Raw genomic sequence first — 16,525 nt, forward strand, 5'->3', positions numbered from 1 at the left:
TTGTTGTGGGGACTGACCCCTCGGGTGCATCGAGAGGCTGGACCGAGTATAGGCACGCATAAATAAGAGCAAAACGCTCAAAAACACCGGAGCGTTGTGCAAAAAAGTCATGGGTGCAGTGCCTCAAACTACGAACCGAAATCCACCCGACAACTTGCCCTTCAAATAACCCACCAACGCACTCACCGACTTCGGTACATGGGGCGAGTACGGCCGGATCAGGTAGATTTCATCGGCAAACGCGCCCTTGAGTGTCCAGCCCTTGAGCACCTGCACCAGCTTGCCGCTGGCCAGTGCGGTGTGGGCGCTGAAGTCTGGGAGCAGGGCGATGCCCAAGTGGTTGAGCGCCGAGTCGCGCAGGGCTTCGCTGTTGTTGGTGGCGAAGCTGCCGGCGATGGGCACGGTGAGGCGTTCCACGGTTTTGTTGCCGCGCTCGAACGTCCACGCGGGCTGGTCGGTGCCGCGCGGGTAGAACAGGCAGTTGTGCGCGGACAGGTCGCCGGGTTCGCGCGGTTCGCCGTGGCGTTGCAGGTAATCACGGGTGGCGACCAGCACCGAGCCGGTGTCGCAGAGTTTCCACGCCACGTGGGTTTCCGGCACCTGGAAGCCATGCCGCACGGCCAGGTCGTAGCCTTCGGCCGCCAGTGAACTCAGCGCATCCGACACATCCAGCTGGATGCGCACCTGCGGGTACTGCTGCAGGAATTCCGACAAGTGCGGCACCAGTTGTTGCCGGGCGAATGCTACCGGCGCGGTCAAGCGCACCAGGCCTCGAATTTCCCCGGTGGAATCGCGCACCGACGAGAAACTGCGCGCGATTTGCTCATAGGCACCGCGCACTTCACGGGTCAGCGACAGTCCGGCGTCGGTCAGCCGCACACTGCGCGTGGTGCGCGTCACCAGCCGCGTGCCGGTGGCTTTCTCCAGGTCGGAAATGCGCTGGCTGACCGCAGATTTACTCACCCCCAGGCGCGCGGCGGCGGCGGTGTAGGTGCCGTGTTCTTCCAGCACTGACAGCCAGTGGATGTGGGTCCACAGGCCTTCGATCTCGGATTTTTCCATGTGTCTATTGTTCGCTTATAAGGACAATCAGTTCTGGATTCTGCTCTGGTTTGGAACAAATCGAAAGCCTATCGTATGTCCCAACGCAACCCACCTGGATCGACTGCCATGACGACAACAATCGAGCACTACATCAACGACCAGCGCGTAAGCCGCGATGATCGCTATCAGGACGTCTACAACCCGGCCACCGGCGAAGTGACCGGCCGCGTCGCACTGGCCAGCAGCCAGACCGTGTCCGAAGCCGTCGCCGCTGCCCAGGCCGCCTTTGCCGGTTGGGCCGACACCCCGCCCATCCGCCGCGCCCGCGTGCTGTTCGAATACCTGCACCTGCTGCGCGAGCGCAAGGACGACCTGGCGCGCATCATCGTCGCTGAACATGGCAAGGTCTTCACCGATGCCCAGGGCGAAGTCGACCGTGGCATCGACATTCTCGAATTCGCCTGCGGCATCCCCAACCTGCTCAAGGGCGAGCATTCCGACCAGGTCTCCCGTGGCATGGACAACTGGACGATGCGCCAACCCCTGGGCGTCGTGGCCGGCGTCACGCCGTTCAACTTCCCGGTGATGGTGCCCATGTGGATGTACCCGATCGCCATCGCGGCGGGCAACACCTTCATCCTCAAGCCAAGCCCGACCGATCCAAGTGCTTCGTTGTTCATGGCCGAGTTGCTGCGTGAAGCCGGCCTGCCCAAAGGCGTGTTCAACGTGGTGCAGGGCGACAAGGAATCGGTGGACGCACTGATCGCCCACCCGGACGTCAAGGCCGTGAGCTTCGTCGGCTCCACGCCGATTGCGCAGTACATCTACGAAACCGGTGCGCGCAACGGCAAGCGCGTGCAGGGCCTGGGCGGCGCGAAGAACCACATGGTGGTGATGCCCGACGCAGATATCGAAAAAACCGTCGACGCCTTGATGGGCGCCGCCTACGGCAGTGCCGGCGAACGCTGCATGGCCATCTCCGTAGCGGTGCTGGTCGGCGATGTCGGTGACAAAGTCATCGCCGCCCTGACCGAACGCGCCAAGCACCTGCGCATCACCGACGGCCGCGACCTCAAGGCCGAGATGGGCCCGATTGTGTCCCGCGCGGCACTGGAGCGCATCAGCGGCTACATCGAACAAGGCGTGCAGGCCGGCGCACAACTGCTGCTCGACGGGCGTGACTATGTACCTACCGAAGCCGGCCTGGAAAACGGCTTCTGGCTCGGCGCGACCTTGTTCGACCACGTGACCAAAGAGATGAGCATCTACCGCGAAGAAATCTTCGGCCCGGTGCTGGCCTGCGTGCGCGTGAATGACTTCGCCGAAGCGGTGAAGCTGGTCAACGACCACGAATTCGGCAACGGCGTCAGCTGCTTTACCCGCGACGGCAACATTGCCCGCGAGTTTGCCCGACGTATCGAAGTGGGCATGGTCGGCATCAACGTGCCGATCCCGGTGCCGATGGCCTGGCACGGGTTTGGTGGCTGGAAGAAGAGCCTGTTCGGCGACATGCATGCCTACGGCACTGAGGGGGTGCGCTTCTACACCAAGCAGAAATCGATCATGCAGCGTTGGTCGGAGAGCATCGAGCAGGGCGCGGAGTTTGCGATGCCGGTGTCGAAATAACGGCCAAAAGAACACAGCAGAACCCTGTGGGAGGGGCGGTGCGATGATTCGACTTGCCCCCGATGGCGGCCTCTGGGCCGACCATTTGCTGGGGTTGGAATGAGTACATATCCGTTGCTGCGGTAACGGCGGCTATGGGTTCCGCCCTTACGGCGGCTCACTTTTGAAAAGCGCAAAAGTAAGCAAAACGCTTCGCCCCACCACTCGGCACCTCGCCTAGGCTCGGTGTGCCCGTAATCCGACAGTGATTTGGGGGGCCGCCGCCACGCGCCATCCATGGCGCGGGGCGGCTAAACCGGCATCCCTGCCGGTTTACCCCCCAAATCACTATCGAATTCCGGCCAGCGTGGTTAACGGGGCGCCTGAGATCAAGATCAAGATCAAGATCTAAAGCAAGATCAAGGGCGGCTCGCTTCGCATCGTGGTTAGCGTTGGCGGCTACAACGTTGTGTAGATACCCATCGCCATCGGGGCAAGCCCCCTCCCACTTTTGGTTGTTTTTCACTTGAGGGTTGACGGCCAGGCGAATCAAGAATACTGTACATAAACACAGTGTTTAAGCGCTGACCAACCAAACCCGGCAACCTCAGCCATGCCAAACACCGTGTGTAAGTTAATGGATTAACTTAATGCCCAGGCTCGTTATACCGAGCCGTTTTTTATTGATAGAGAGGGAACTCATGTCGTACCCAGAAAGCAAACTCACCGGCTTGACCGGTTTCGCCCTCGCGGCAAAAGTCAGTGGCGGCTGGTCCGGTCCTGTGGTCAGTATCACCACCCTGGATCAACTCAAGGCCAATATTGGCGACACCACCCCACGGGTATTGGTGATCAACAGTAATATCTCGGCGTCGAGCCTGACCAAAGTCAACTTGGGCGCCAACAAGACCTTGATCGGTTCGTTCCAGAACCGTACTTTGGAGAATATTCACCTGCGTGCAACCGCGCAGTCGCAGAACATTATTCTGCAGAATATTATCTTCAAGCATTCGGCGAGTATTAAGGCCAATGACGATATTCAGGTCTATCTGAACTACGGCAGCAAATACTGGATTGACCATTGCTCTTTTGTCGGGCACAGCTGGTCCACCACTGACGGCAGTGAAGACAAACTGCTGTATATCGGCGAAAAGGCCGATTATGCCACCATCAGCAACTGCTTCTTTGGCAGCCACAAGTACGGGCTGATCTTCGGTCACCCGGCAGATGATAATAAGGCAGAGTTCAACGGTTATCCGCGCCTGACGGTGTGCCATAACCGCTTCGACAATATGGAAGTGCGTGCGCCCGGCTTGATGCGTTACGGTTATTTTCATGTGTATAACAACTACATCAATAACTTCCACCTCGGTTTTACCCTGGCGCAGAACGCCAATATCCTGTCTGAAAGCAACTATTTTGGCGAAGGCAGCCAAAACAAAGGCATGTTGGATGATAAGGGTACCGGTACTTTTACTGATACTAACAGTGTGCCGCCGATCACCAACCAGAAGTCGCCCAAAGCACAATGGACGGCCAGTTCCAACTACGCCTATACCTTGAAGACGGCGGCGCAAGCCAAGGACTTCACACAGAAGAATGCCGGGGCACAAGCGGCGGCGCTGGTATTCGGTAGTTGATTAGCTAGCTTTCTACTGAGCTGTCATTTATTGCAAGTGCCACTGTATTTATATCAAGGATATAAATACAGTGATGGCCTTTGTAATATAAATAATTCTTCATGTTGCGATAAGCGAGTGCCCATGTTAAACCTTGGTGCGCACTTGCAGAGCCAACTATCTCTTGCTCTTTCAGTCAGTATTAAGTTGCTGGCTGCCAGGTGCTATTTAATCTTCGCTTGTCACTTAAGCGTTAGCAAAAGGACATCATCATGAAACATGCGAATCACACACCCACTCGCTGGACACGGGCCGATGCGCTGAAAGTTAATGAGAATGACCCGACGACTACCCAGCCGTTAGTGAGTCCTGACTTTCCTGTCATGAGTGACACGGTCTTTATCTGGGACACCATGCCATTGCGTGAACTGGATGGCACAGTGGTATCGGTGAATGGCTGGTCAGTGATCTTCACCCTGACCGCCGACCGTCGCCCCCATGACCCACAATTCATCAACGCCGATGGCCGTTACGACATCAAGCGCGACTGGGAAGACCGCCATGGTCACGCGCGGATCTGCTACTGGTACTCGCGCACCGGCAAGGACTGGATCTTCGGCGGCCGTGTCATGGCCGAAGGGGTGTCGCCGACCACCCGTGAATGGGCGGGCACACCGATCCTGTTGAATAACAACGGCGACATCGACCTGTACTACACCTGCGTCACACCGGGTGCCACGATTGCCAAAGTCAGGGGCCAGGTTGTCACGTCGGACACCGGTGTCACCCTCCAGGGCTTTGATCAGGTCAAGTCGTTGTTCGAGGCCGACGGCACCTACTACCAAACCGAAGCGCAGAATGCGACCTGGAACTTTCGCGATCCCAGCCCCTTTATCGATCCCGTCGATGGCAAGTTGTACATGGTGTTCGAAGGCAATGTTGCCGGCGAGCGCGGGACTCACGAAGTGGGCCCGAATGAAATAGGCCTGGTGCCACCAGGGCATGAAGATGTGGGCGGTGCGCGTTATCAGGTGGGCTGTATTGGCATCGCGGTTGCCAAAGACCTCAACGGTGACGAGTGGGAGATTTTGCCGCCGCTGGTGACTGCCGTCGGGGTGAACGACCAGACCGAACGGCCGCACTATGTGTTCCAGGACAACAAGTACTACCTGTTCACCATCAGCCACAAATTTACCTATGCGGATGGCGTGACGGGGCCGGATGGCGTCTATGGGTTCGTCAGCGATCAGCTGTTCGGCCCCTATACGCTGATGAATGCGTCGGGGCTGGTACTTGGCAATCCGCCTTCGCAGCCGTTCCAGACGTACTCTCACTGCGTGATGCCCAACGGCCTGGTGACGTCGTTTATCGACAGCGTGCCCACCACCGGCGATGACTACCGCATCGGCGGCACTGAAGCGCCGACGGTCAGGATCGTGTTGAAGGGCGCTCGCTCGTTTGTGCAGGAGGCTTACGACTACGGTTACATTCCGGCGATGCGGGATGTGGTGTTGAGCCAGTAAACGCAGTGCAAAAGCCAGCCTGATTCATCAGGTGTAAATCGATCCAAATGTGGGAGGGGGATTGCCCCCGATGGCGGAGTGTCAGTCACTGTAGATGTCGACTGATCCACCGCCATCGGGAGCAAGCCCCCTCCCACATTTTTTTGACCGCGTTTGAGCCTGTCTTCAACGCTCAAGTCCCAGCCCACCAAGCCGATACAGGCACTAGCACCACGAGCGATCCCGAACTCGTAGGTGCACGCCTGGTCGTCGCCCAGGTCAACGAATAAAAATCAAAAGGGGTGGCCATGACCATATTGCAACGTGTGATCGGCGGATTTGCGGTGTTGGTGCTGTTATTGCTGATCATGGCGGGGATCAGCTATCAGAACACGCAGTCCATCAGCAGTCGCTTGACCATTATCACCGGCCAGTCGGCCCCCTTGAGCCGCGCGGCCAGTGAGCTCTACGTGCATATCCTGCGCGCCAACCAGGCGTTGCTGGCCATTCAGATCAGCACCGACCCCAAGCAGATCGAGGACGGCAAGCCACCGTTTACCGAGAGCATCGCCCAGTTCAATCAATTGCTCGACAGCACGGTTGCCTATACCGGCGAGCATGAGGCGCTGCGGACAAACCTGGCGCAGCAGCGCCAACAGGTAGCGGCCTACGCCGAACAGGCGCAGGCGTTGATGACGTCCCACTTGCAACATGTGCAGCAGTTGGCGCTGACGCGCAAACTGCAAGGCTACAGCAGTGCGCAGGCGATGCAGCTGACCAGCTATTTGCGTGATTACATTGCGCATGCGCGCAGTGTCGACGAACCGCAACAGGTGGCCGCAGCGGAGAAGCTGCTGTTGGAAGTCAACAAATCCTACGATGGCTTCGCGGCTCATACCGTCACGCCCGCCATTGATAAATTACAGCGTGTGCTCAATCTGCAGGACGAAGTGATCAGCACCCGGGCCCAGGCCCTGACGGCGATTGACCCGAGGGTCGGGCGGATTGCCGGCGTCATGGTCAATCGCCTGCTGACTGACCTGACCGCTCCTGACGGCCTGTTCCAGGCTTATCAGGTGGAGGCGAAACTGGCCGCGCAGGTGCAGCAGCAGCGCAATGCGGTGGATGCGGCGCTGAAAACCACCCTGGACAGGATTGGCGAGTTCGGCAGCCAGTCCCTGGAGGTCGCCAACCAGGCCAGTCAGTCGGCCAATGCCACCATCGGCACCAGCCGCAGCTTGCTGTTGATCGCATGTGTGCTTGCGGTGCTGGCGGCGGTGTTGATTGGTACGTGGGTCGCCTTCAGCCTGCGGCGTCCGCTGGCGGCGTTTCGCGAAGTGCTCAAGACGCTCACTGCGGGGGACATGCGGGTCAGTTTCGATGTCAGCCGTAAAGACGAGTTCGGTGAGTTGGGCGGTTACCTGAACGAACTGACCACGGCCCTGCGCAAAACCTTCCGTGAATTGATCGGCTCTGCCGATGCGCTGGCCGTGACGGCCGGGAGCAATGCCTTGAACAGCGAGCAGACCACCCGTGTGGTGGATGAGCAGAAGGACCGCTTGCAATCGGCAGCCTCGGCCATGACGCAGATGGAAAGCACGGTCGAAGAGGTGGCCCGGCGCGCGCAGGACACCCGCCAGGCCGTGGACGACACCAGTGAACTCACGCACAAGGTGCAGGCGCGCGTGGCCGAGACCATCGTCAATATCCGCCAGCAGGCCGACCAGGTGAACAAGGCCACGCAGGTGACCGATGAGTTGCAGAAGTACGGGCAGAATATCGAGGGCATTGTTGTCGCTATTCGCACCATCGCCGAACAGACCAACCTGCTCGCCCTGAATGCGGCGATCGAAGCGGCCCGTGCCGGTGAGCAGGGACGCGGTTTTGCGGTAGTGGCCGATGAAGTGCGCTCCCTGGCCAGCCGTACCCAGACCTCGACCAGCGAAATCCAGGACATGATCGGGCTCATGCAGGAAAAGATTCACTCGGTGGTGCACGTGATGAACGAAAGCCAGGCGCAGTCCACCCAGTGCGTGTCGCTGGCCTCGGGCGCGGGTGACTTGCTGCTGTCGATGAGCGACTCGGTCGACAGTATCCGCGACATGAATATCCAGATCGCCGCCGCCACCGAGGAGCAGAGCGCCACGGTGCAGGAAACCAGTCGGATGGTCATCCAGATCAACGATTCGGCCCAGCAGACGGCAAATGGCGCCGAGCAGTCCGCCATCAGCAGCCACGAGCTGTCGGACATGGCCAAGGTGCAGCGCGAGCTGCTCCATCATTTCAGCGTTTGAGCCGCGGGAGTCAGAACATGAAAGCATGGTTAATGCTCGCCTTGGGGGCGACGCTGTTCATTCCGGCCCCAGCCCAGGCCGATACGCCCTTGCTGGGTGTGGGCATGGCAAAGTACGACGATAACTTCCAGACCCTGCTGCGCAATGGGGTGCAGCAACAGGCCAGTGTCATGAACGTCGACATCTTTATGGAGAACGGGCAGGACAGCGTGGATTTGCAGATGCGCCAATTCCGCAACCTGGTCAATTCCAAGGTGGACGCGATCATCGTCGCGATGGTGGACGGCAAAAGTGCGGCGCAGATGATGCAGCTGGCCTCGGACGCCAAAATCCCGCTGGTCTTCGTCAACCGCAATCCGAGCCCGGAAAAGTGGCCGGCGCAGACCGCGTTTGTTGGTTCCAACGAGCTGGAGTCGGGCACTTTGCAGATGGAAGAGCTGGCGCGTCGCGCCGGTTACAAGGGCAACGTGGTGATTCTGGTGGGCGACCCGGCCAACGCGTCCTCGTTGATGCGCACCGAGGACGTGGAAAAAGTCGTCGCCAAATACCCCGATATGAAAGTCGTACAGAAAAAAGTCGGTAATTGGGAGCGTAGCCAGGCCGCCACGATTGTCATTGACTGGGTCAAGCAGGGCGTTGATTTTTCGATCATTGCGGCCAATAACGATGAAATGGCGATCGGCGCGATCATGGGGCTGGAAAAGGCCGGCAAGCAGGCCAAGGACTATTGGGTCGGCGGCATCGACGGCACCCCGGACGGTTTGAAATTGATGGCTGAGGGCAAGATGGCGGTCAGCGTGTTCCAGGATGCCGCCGGCCAGGCCGGTGGCGCCGTGGACACCGCGCTACGCCTGGTTCGCGGCGAGGTGCTGGAGTCGACGGTGGTGTGGGTGCCGTTCAAGTTGATCACGCCGGAGAATCGGCAGGCGTTTGAATAGCACTGACCTCCTCGATCCAACCCTGGAATGCAGTCAACTGTGGGAGGGGCAAGCCCCCTTCCACAGTTTTTGACCCCGTTCAGGCAGTGCTTTTTGAGCCGTTCATAATCCACCGTGGTCTTGGCAATCTCCAGAAATGGCCACTAACCGATCATGCGAACCACCCGCCTGGCAATCAGCACACCCACCACAGGCGCCAGTGCAAACACTCCAAACAGCCACACCGCAGCGCTCGCGGTGCCTTCGACACCGCCGGGTTCAGTGAGGCCGGCGACGTTCGCGACCATGCCCGCCAGTGCCGCGCCAAACGCGGTGGCGAACAGTTGCACGGTGGTTATCGACGCGCTGGCGAGGTCCTGCTCACCGACCGGCGCCATCTGGAACACCCGGGTCAGCAAGTGCGGCCACGCCAGCCCCACGCCCAACCCAATCAGGATAAGCGCCAGGCAGATCGGTGTGAGCGTCTGCCCGCTGCCGTTGCTTTCGACGGGCATCAGGATGGCCAGCGCCACCATGCCCACCACGCCCAGGATCGGCCCGGCCAGGATCGCCCGTCGAATGTTGCCGCCCGTCACGCCCGCGCTGGCGATTGAGCCCAGCGTCCAGCCAGCCGCCATCAATGCCGCCAGATAACCGGCCACCAGCGGCGACTGGTGGTGCAGGACTTGAAGAAACAGCGGCACGAAGATTTCGCCACTGGTCACGGCCACCGCCAGCAATGACATCGTCGCGTACAGCGCGCCGAGTGCAGTGGTGATCCGAAACGCTCCGGCGGGCAACAGTCGATGGCGGGCGCGGCTTTCCGTGACGATCAGCAGCGCGGTGAACACCGCTGCCACGGCCAGCCCCAGCAGGTTCAGGGGCAGGGTGGACGAGACACTGCCAGCCGACACCGCCAGTACCGCCGCCGTCAGTAGCACCAGTTGGGCAAGGGGCAGTGGTGTCGGCTCAACGCTGTTGGTGCTGCGCTTGGGCAGGACCGCCGCCGCCAGCAGCGCGAATAACCCGGCCACTGGAATCAACGACCAGAACGCCGCGCGCCATATGCCCAGCTCGGCAAATATCCCGCCCACCGCTGGCCCGACCAGCGTCGCCACGCCCCACATCCCCGACACCAATGCCATCGCGCGCGGCCACAGGCTTTCATCGAACACCAACCGAATCATCGCGTAGGACAGCGCGAACAAGAACCCACCGCCCAGCCCCTGCACCACGCGTCCAACGAGCATCACCGGCATGGACGGCGCAAACGCACAGGCCAAGGCCCCGCCGGCAAACACCAGGCTGGCGACCAGGTACGCCGCACGCGGCCCGAATCTGCCGAGCAGGCGCGCCGACAACGCCGAACCGAGGATCGAGGCGGCGACAAATAACGTGGTGTTCCAGGCGTAGTAGTCGATGCCGCCGATGTCCTGGACCACCGACGGCAGAATCGTGGTGGCGATGTACACGTTGATCGCATGCAGCACCACGCCGCCTGCCAGTGCAAGCGAACGTACGCCGTTGGCACCGGACAACAGGGCGGCCCAGTTGGAGGGGGAGGGTTGGGATGTGTCCATGTAGGCTCCGATTCAAAAGACTGAAGGCTTGCCAAGGCAAGCCGACACCCTTTATAAAACCTCATGTTTAGATGAGGTCAAGAGCTGCATGGAAGCGAAAATCGATGTGCGCATCCCCCTCGGCGTGGGCGAATTGGCCCGCCGCAGCGGCGTGACCGTGGCCACGGTGCATTTCTACGAGGCCAAGGGGTTGATCCACGCACAACGCAGCGCGGGTAATCAGCGTCGCTATCAGCGTGACGTACTGCGCCGGATTGCGGTGATCAAGGTCGCGCAGCGCGCGGGCATTCCGTTGGCGACCATCAAGACCGCGTTGGACGAGCTGCCGTCAGGGCGGCCGTTGACGGCCAGGGACTGGACCCAGCTCTCCACACACTGGCGCGACCTGTTGAGTGAACGCATCAACAGCCTCACTCAACTGCGCGACCAGCTCGATGGCTGTATCGGCTGTGGTTGCCTGTCCCTGGATGATTGCCCGCTGCGCAATCCGGGGGATCGCCTCGGGCAGTTGGGGGATGGGGCCGTGTTGCTTGGAAAGTGAGACAGCTACCGATCAAACAATGGAATGCAGTCAAATGTGGGAGGGGGCAAGTCGAATCGTCGCACCGCCCCTCCTACACGGGATTTGTGGTGTTTATGAGGGTGGCGTCAGCGTCGACCCGTGCGCGTACTCACATCGACCCACACCGCCAATACCAGGATGCTGCCCTTCACAATCATCTGCCAGTAACTGTCTACATCCAGCATCGACATGCCGTTATCCAGGCTGGTGATCACCAGCGCCCCGAGCAACGCGCCATACACCGTGCCCGAGCCGCCGCGCATCGACGTACCACCAATAAAGCACGCCGCGATGGCGTCGAGTTCACCCATGTTGCCCGCAGACGGTGAACCGGCAGCCAGGCGCGCGGTATTGACCAGGCCGGCGAGGGCGCACATCACGCCCATGATGCCGAAGATCCACAGTTTCACCGCCTGCACGTTGATGCCTGAAAGGCGCGTGGCTTCCATGTTGCTGCCTACGGCGTACACGCGGCGGCCGAACACGGTCTGGCTGGTGACGTAGCTGAACACGCCGAGCAGTACCAGCAACAGCAGCACCGGTACGGGGATGCCGTCGTAGCTGTTGAGGGTGGTGACGAACCCGGCGAGCACCGCGCCGATCACCCCCACGCGCAGCACATCGCGCATCAGGGCGTGCGGTGCCAAGCCATGCAGCGCGCGGTTGCGCCGTTGTTTCCAGGTCAAAAACAGGGTCAGGGCAAACAGCAAGACCCCAAGGCCGATCCCCACCGCATGCGGCAAATACCCCTGGCCTACATACACCAGCGACGGCGACACCGGCGCGATGGTGGTGCCGCCGGTGATCCCCAGCAGAATCCCGCGAAACGCCAGCATGCCGCCGAGGCCAACGATAAACGACGGAATGCGCAGGTAAGCCGTCATATAGCCGTTGGCCAAGCCGATCATCAGGCCGCACAACGCCACCAGGCTGAGGTTGGCCAGCAGCGGGATGTGATAGACCACGTCCAGGATCGCTGCGAGCCCGCCCAATAATCCCAGCAACGAACCCACCGACAAATCGATCTCGCCGCTGATGATCACCAGCACCATGCCGCACGCCAGGATGCCGGTGATCGACATCTGCCGCAGCAGGTTGGACAGGTTGCGCGGGGTGAGGAAGCCGCCCTCGGTCTGCCAGCTGAAAAACAGCCAGATAAACGCCACGGCGATCACCAGGGCGAGCATTTTATAGCGAGTGAACAGCTGTTTGACCTGATTCATCTACGCGGTTTTCCGATTGTTATTATTTTGGCTGAGCGCGGCGGCGAGCACCTGTTCCTGGGTGAGCCCCTCGTTGATGAAGTCGCCACGCAACTGGCCGTCGCCGATCACCAGCACGCGGTTGGACACGCCGAGCACTTCGGCCAGCTCCGACGAAACCATGATGATCGACACGCCTTCGGCCGCCAGCGCGCCCATCAGTTTGTAGATCTCATACTTGGCGCCCACATCCACCCCGCGCGTGGGCTCGTCGAGGATCAGCACCTTGGGCTTGGCCATCAGCATTTTCGCCAGCACGGCCTTTTGCTGATTGCCACCGGACAGGCTGGTGATCGGCAGGAACGGGCTGGCCGTCTTGAGGTGCATGCGCGCGATCTGCTGGTCGATGCTGCCCAGTTCGGCCTCGGCATCGATGCGGGTCAGGTGGGCGTAGGTGTCGAGCACCGCCAACGTGATGTTCTGGCCCACGCCCAGGTCGGGAATGATGCCCTGGCGCTTGCGGTCCTCGGGCACCATGCACAGCCCGGCGCGGATCGATTTGAGCGGCGTGCGCGTGTCGATCAGCTGGCCGTCGAGCCACACCTCGGCGCTGTAGCGGCCGGGGTAGGCGCCGAACAATGCCGACACCAGCTCCGTGCGCCCGGCGCCCACCAGCCCGGCAATGCCGAGGATTTCGCCGCGCTTGAGCACGAAGGAAATATCGTCGACGCGCTTGCGCTTGGGGTTGTCGACGTCATAGCAGGTGACATTGCGCGCTTCGAAAATCACCTCGCCGATGGCATGGGGCTCGGTGGGGTAGAGGTTGCTCATTTCCCTTCCGACCATCTGCGTGATGATCTGCGCGATGTCCATGTCGGCCATGGCGGTGGTCGCGATGTGCTTGCCATCGCGGATCACTGCGATGGTGTCGCACACGGCCGCGACTTCATCAAGCTTGTGGGAGATGTACACGCAGGCCACACCTTTGGCCTTGAGGCCGCGGATGATGTCGAGCAACACCTCGATTTCCGAGCGGGTCAGGGCCGAGGAGGGTTCGTCGAGAATCAGCAGGCGCGCCTGTTTGTTCAGGGCCTTGGCGATTTCCACCAGTTGCTGGTAGCCGCCGCCGTACTGCGACACCGGCAGCGCGACGTTCATGTCCGGCACATTGAGCTCGCGCATCAACGCTTCGGCGCGGTGCAGCATCGCCGGGTAGTTCATGCGCCCGCCGGGCAAGGTCAGCTCGTGGCCCATGAAGATGTTCTCGGCCACCGACAGGTCGGGCACCAGGGTCAGTTCCTGGTGAATGATGACGATGCCGGCGGCCTCGGTTTCACTGATGGACTGAGCCCTGAGCGGTTGCCCATCCCAGAGGATTTCCCCCTCCCAGGTGCCGTGGGGGTAGACCGCCGACAGCACCTTCATCAGGGTGGATTTACCGGCACCGTTCTCGCCGCACAGGCCGACACATTCCCCCGGCCTCACCTTGATGTCGATGCCGTTCAGCGCGTTGACACCGCCAAAGGTTTTGACGATGCCGTTCATTTGCAGCAGGTAGTCGGCCATGGCGGTCACTGCCCGCCGATCTGCTCTTTGGTATAGAACCCGTCCTTTTCCAACAGGTCGATATTGGCCTTGGTCAGCGGGGTCGGGGTGAGCAGGATGGTGTCGACTTTCTTGCTGCCATTGTCGTACTGCGAGCTGTAGGTGGGCTTCTCGTTACGCGCCAGCTGCACCGAGAGCTTGGCGGCTTCGGTGGCGATCAGCTTGAGCGGCTTATACACGGTCATGGTCTGGGTACCGTCGATCACGCGCTTGACGGCGGCGAGGTCGGCGTCCTGGCCGGAGATCGGCACCTTGCCCGCCAGCTTCTGCGCGGCAAGGGCCTGGATCGCGCCGCCGGCGGTGGCATCGTTGGAGGCGACGATGGCGTCGATTTTGTTGTTGTTCCGGGTCAGGGCGTTTTCGACGATGCTCAGGGCTTCGGTGGGGTTCCACTCCTTGACCCACTGCTGGCCGACAACCTTGATGTCGCCCTTGTCGATGGCCGGTTGCAGCACCTTCATCTGACCTTCGCGCAGCACCTTGGCGTTGTTATCGGTAGGCGCGCCGCCGAGCAGGAAGTAATTGCCCTTGGGCGCCGCTTGCAACACACCGCTGGCCTGCATCTCGCCGACTTTTTCGTTATCGAAGGAGATGTACGCATCGATGTCCGCGTTGAGAATCAGGCGGTCATAGGACACCACCTTGATCCCGGCTTTCTTGGCTTCGGCGACGGCATTGGTCAGCACGGTGGCGTTGAACGGCACGATGACGATCACATCGACGCCCCGGGAAATCAGGTTTTCAATCTGGGAGATCTGCTTCTGCTCGTTGGCATCGGCGGACTGCACAAAGACCTTGGCATCGAGTTTTTCCGCAGCGGCGACGAAGTAGTCACGGTCACGGGACCAGCGTTCCAGGCGCAGGTCGTCGATGGAAAAACCGATTTTCGGGTGGGCGGAATCGGCCATCACCGGCAGTGCGAGCAGGGCCAGGGCGGTGGCAAGCAGGGTACGTTTGAATGACTTCATGGTGGTGCGTCCTTTTATTGTTGTTGGAAAGACACTGGGTGAAGACTCTAGGCGAACACTGTAATTGTGGCTAACCGGGTGTTGTGGCTAACCGGGCTTTTGTGGCGAGCGGGCTTGTTGTGGCGAGCGGGCTTGCCCCGCGTTGGGCTGCGAAGCGGCCCCAAACCCAGGCACCTCGGTGTGTCAGCTAAAAACACATCGCCTGCAATGGGGCCGCTTCGCGCCCCAACGCGGGGCAAGCCCGCTCGCCACAACAAGCCCGCTCGCCACAACAAGCCCACTCATCACAACAAGCCCGCTCGCCACACTGTCACCGATAAATAAACCGGTTGACTACCCCCTCCAGCATCTCCTGGCGACCACTCACGGCCTGCGGGTTCAGTTCGTGGGCAAACGCATGTTCGGCCAGCGACTCCAGGCTGAACTCACCGGCCAGCACGGCCTGGCCCAGCGGCTGCTGCCAGCCGGCATAGCGCTGGTCCTTGAACTGCTGCAACTGGTCGTTCTGCACCATGGCCGCCGCACGTTCGAGCGCCAGGGCGAGTACATCCATGGCGGCGACATGCCCGTGGAACAGGTCGACTTCGTCCAGGCTCTGGCGGCGGACCTTGGAGTCGAAATTGTAGCCGCCATTCTTGAAGCCACCGGCCTTGAGGATTTCATAGGTGGCGAGGGTCATCTCCTCGACGCTGTTGGGGAATTGGTCTGTGTCCCAGCCGTTCTGCGGGTCGCCACGGTTGGCGTCGATGCTGCCGAAGATGCCCAGGGACACGGCCGTGGCAATCTCATGGTGGAAGCTGTGCCCGGCCAGGGTGGCGTGGTTGGCCTCGATGTTCACCTTGATCTCGTGTTCCAGGCCGTACTCATGCAAAAAGCCGAACACCGTGGCGCTGTCGTAGTCGTACTGGTGCTTGGTCGGCTCCTGGGGCTTGGGCTCGATCAGCAGGTCGCCCTTGAAGCCGATCTTGTGCTTGTGTTCCACCACCATGCGCATAAAGCGCCCGAGCTGTTCGCGCTCGCGCTTGAGGTCGGTGTTGAGCAGGGTTTCATAACCTTCACGGCCGCCCCACAGCACATAGTTGGCGCCCTTGAGCCGCAGCGTGGCGTTCATCGCGCTGAACACCTGGGCGGCGGCATAGGCGAACACCTCCGGGTCTGGGTTACTGGCGGCACCGGCGGCAAAACGCGGGTTGCTGAAGCAGTTGGCGGTGCCCCACAGCAACTTGATGCCGGTCTGTTCCTGATGGCGCTCCAGGTGGTCGACCATCTGCGCGAAGTGGTTGCGGTACTCCTTGATCGAACTGCCTTCCGGCGCCACGTCGGTGTCGTGAAAACTGTAGTAGTCGATGCCCAGCTTGGAGAAAAACTCAAACGCGGCCTCCGCCTTGCCGATGGCCACTTCCATCGGCTCGCCACTGCGCTGCCACGGGCGCTTGAAGGTGCCCATGCCAAACATATCGGCACCGGGCCACACGAAGGTGTGCCAATAACACGCGGCCATGCGCAGGTGCTCGCGCATCGGTTTGCCGAGGATCAACTTGTTGGCATCGTAATGGCGAAAGGCGAGGGGGGCATCGCTGCTGGGGCCTTCGAAGCGAACCTTCTCGACACCGGGGAAGTACGGCAT

Annotated in this window: 12 protein-coding genes; 6 read left to right on the forward strand and 6 right to left on the reverse strand. The window is 60.8% G+C overall.

What is annotated here, in order from left to right:
* Positions 1-123 precede the first annotated feature (123 nt).
* Positions 124-1,062, reverse strand: coding sequence for a LysR family transcriptional regulator (locus tag AB1462_RS10430; RefSeq protein ID WP_090402494.1), 939 nt, complete (start codon positions 1,060-1,062; stop codon positions 124-126).
* 108 nt (positions 1,063-1,170) lie between these two features.
* On the opposite strand from AB1462_RS10430, the gene AB1462_RS10435 reads away from it, so the two are divergent.
* The 5 genes from AB1462_RS10435 to AB1462_RS10455 all read left to right on the forward strand — a co-directional run bounded on the left by AB1462_RS10435 (position 1,171) and on the right by AB1462_RS10455 (position 9,002).
* Positions 1,171-2,670, forward strand: coding sequence for a CoA-acylating methylmalonate-semialdehyde dehydrogenase (locus AB1462_RS10435; protein WP_090402496.1), 1,500 nt, complete (start codon positions 1,171-1,173; stop codon positions 2,668-2,670).
* Positions 2,671-3,299: 629 nt separating this feature from the next.
* Positions 3,300-4,289, forward strand: a complete 990-nt coding sequence (locus tag AB1462_RS10440) for a pectate lyase (protein WP_315338699.1) — start codon at positions 3,300-3,302, stop codon at positions 4,287-4,289.
* Between the two features lie 251 nt (positions 4,290-4,540).
* Complete coding sequence (locus tag AB1462_RS10445) at positions 4,541-5,791, forward strand: glycoside hydrolase family 68 protein (RefSeq protein WP_090402500.1); 1,251 nt, start codon at positions 4,541-4,543, stop codon at positions 5,789-5,791.
* A 287-nt stretch (positions 5,792-6,078) separates the two neighbouring features.
* The gene (locus tag AB1462_RS10450; protein WP_259194865.1) at positions 6,079-8,064 is read left to right on the forward strand and encodes a methyl-accepting chemotaxis protein; all 1,986 of its coding nucleotides are present in this window, start codon (positions 6,079-6,081) and stop codon (positions 8,062-8,064) included.
* Between the two features lie 17 nt (positions 8,065-8,081).
* A complete protein-coding gene (locus AB1462_RS10455) occupies positions 8,082-9,002 on the forward strand; it encodes a substrate-binding domain-containing protein (RefSeq protein WP_090402505.1) in 921 nt (306 codons plus the stop codon).
* Between the two features lie 143 nt (positions 9,003-9,145).
* Here AB1462_RS10455 and AB1462_RS10460 read toward each other — a convergent pair whose 3' ends face one another.
* Complete coding sequence (locus AB1462_RS10460) at positions 9,146-10,561, reverse strand: MFS transporter (RefSeq protein ID WP_367246686.1); 1,416 nt, start codon at positions 10,559-10,561, stop codon at positions 9,146-9,148.
* Between the two features lie 88 nt (positions 10,562-10,649).
* On the opposite strand from AB1462_RS10460, the gene soxR reads away from it, so the two are divergent.
* A complete protein-coding gene (gene soxR, locus AB1462_RS10465; protein WP_367246687.1) occupies positions 10,650-11,102 on the forward strand; it encodes a redox-sensitive transcriptional activator SoxR in 453 nt (150 codons plus the stop codon).
* Positions 11,103-11,209: 107 nt separating this feature from the next.
* On the opposite strand, the gene AB1462_RS10470 is transcribed toward soxR, so the two are convergent.
* The 4 genes from AB1462_RS10470 to xylA all read right to left on the reverse strand — a co-directional run bounded on the left by AB1462_RS10470 (position 11,210) and on the right by xylA (position 16,525).
* Positions 11,210-12,346 carry a sugar ABC transporter permease gene (locus AB1462_RS10470; RefSeq protein ID WP_090402507.1) on the reverse strand — a complete coding sequence of 379 codons (1,137 nt, stop codon included), beginning with the start codon at positions 12,344-12,346 and terminating at the stop codon, positions 11,210-11,212.
* Positions 12,347-13,891, reverse strand: a complete 1,545-nt coding sequence (xylG, locus tag AB1462_RS10475; RefSeq protein WP_367246688.1) for a D-xylose ABC transporter ATP-binding protein — start codon at positions 13,889-13,891, stop codon at positions 12,347-12,349.
* 5 nt (positions 13,892-13,896) lie between these two features.
* Entirely contained in the window at positions 13,897-14,898 is a 1,002-nt protein-coding gene (gene xylF, locus AB1462_RS10480; protein ID WP_090402512.1) for a D-xylose ABC transporter substrate-binding protein, read from the reverse strand.
* Between the two features lie 310 nt (positions 14,899-15,208).
* Complete coding sequence (gene xylA, locus AB1462_RS10485; protein ID WP_090402514.1) at positions 15,209-16,525, reverse strand: xylose isomerase; 1,317 nt, start codon at positions 16,523-16,525, stop codon at positions 15,209-15,211.

The organism is Pseudomonas sp. SB113 (assembly GCF_040754745.1).
GTDB classification, from domain to species: domain Bacteria; phylum Pseudomonadota; class Gammaproteobacteria; order Pseudomonadales; family Pseudomonadaceae; genus Aquipseudomonas; species Aquipseudomonas grimontii.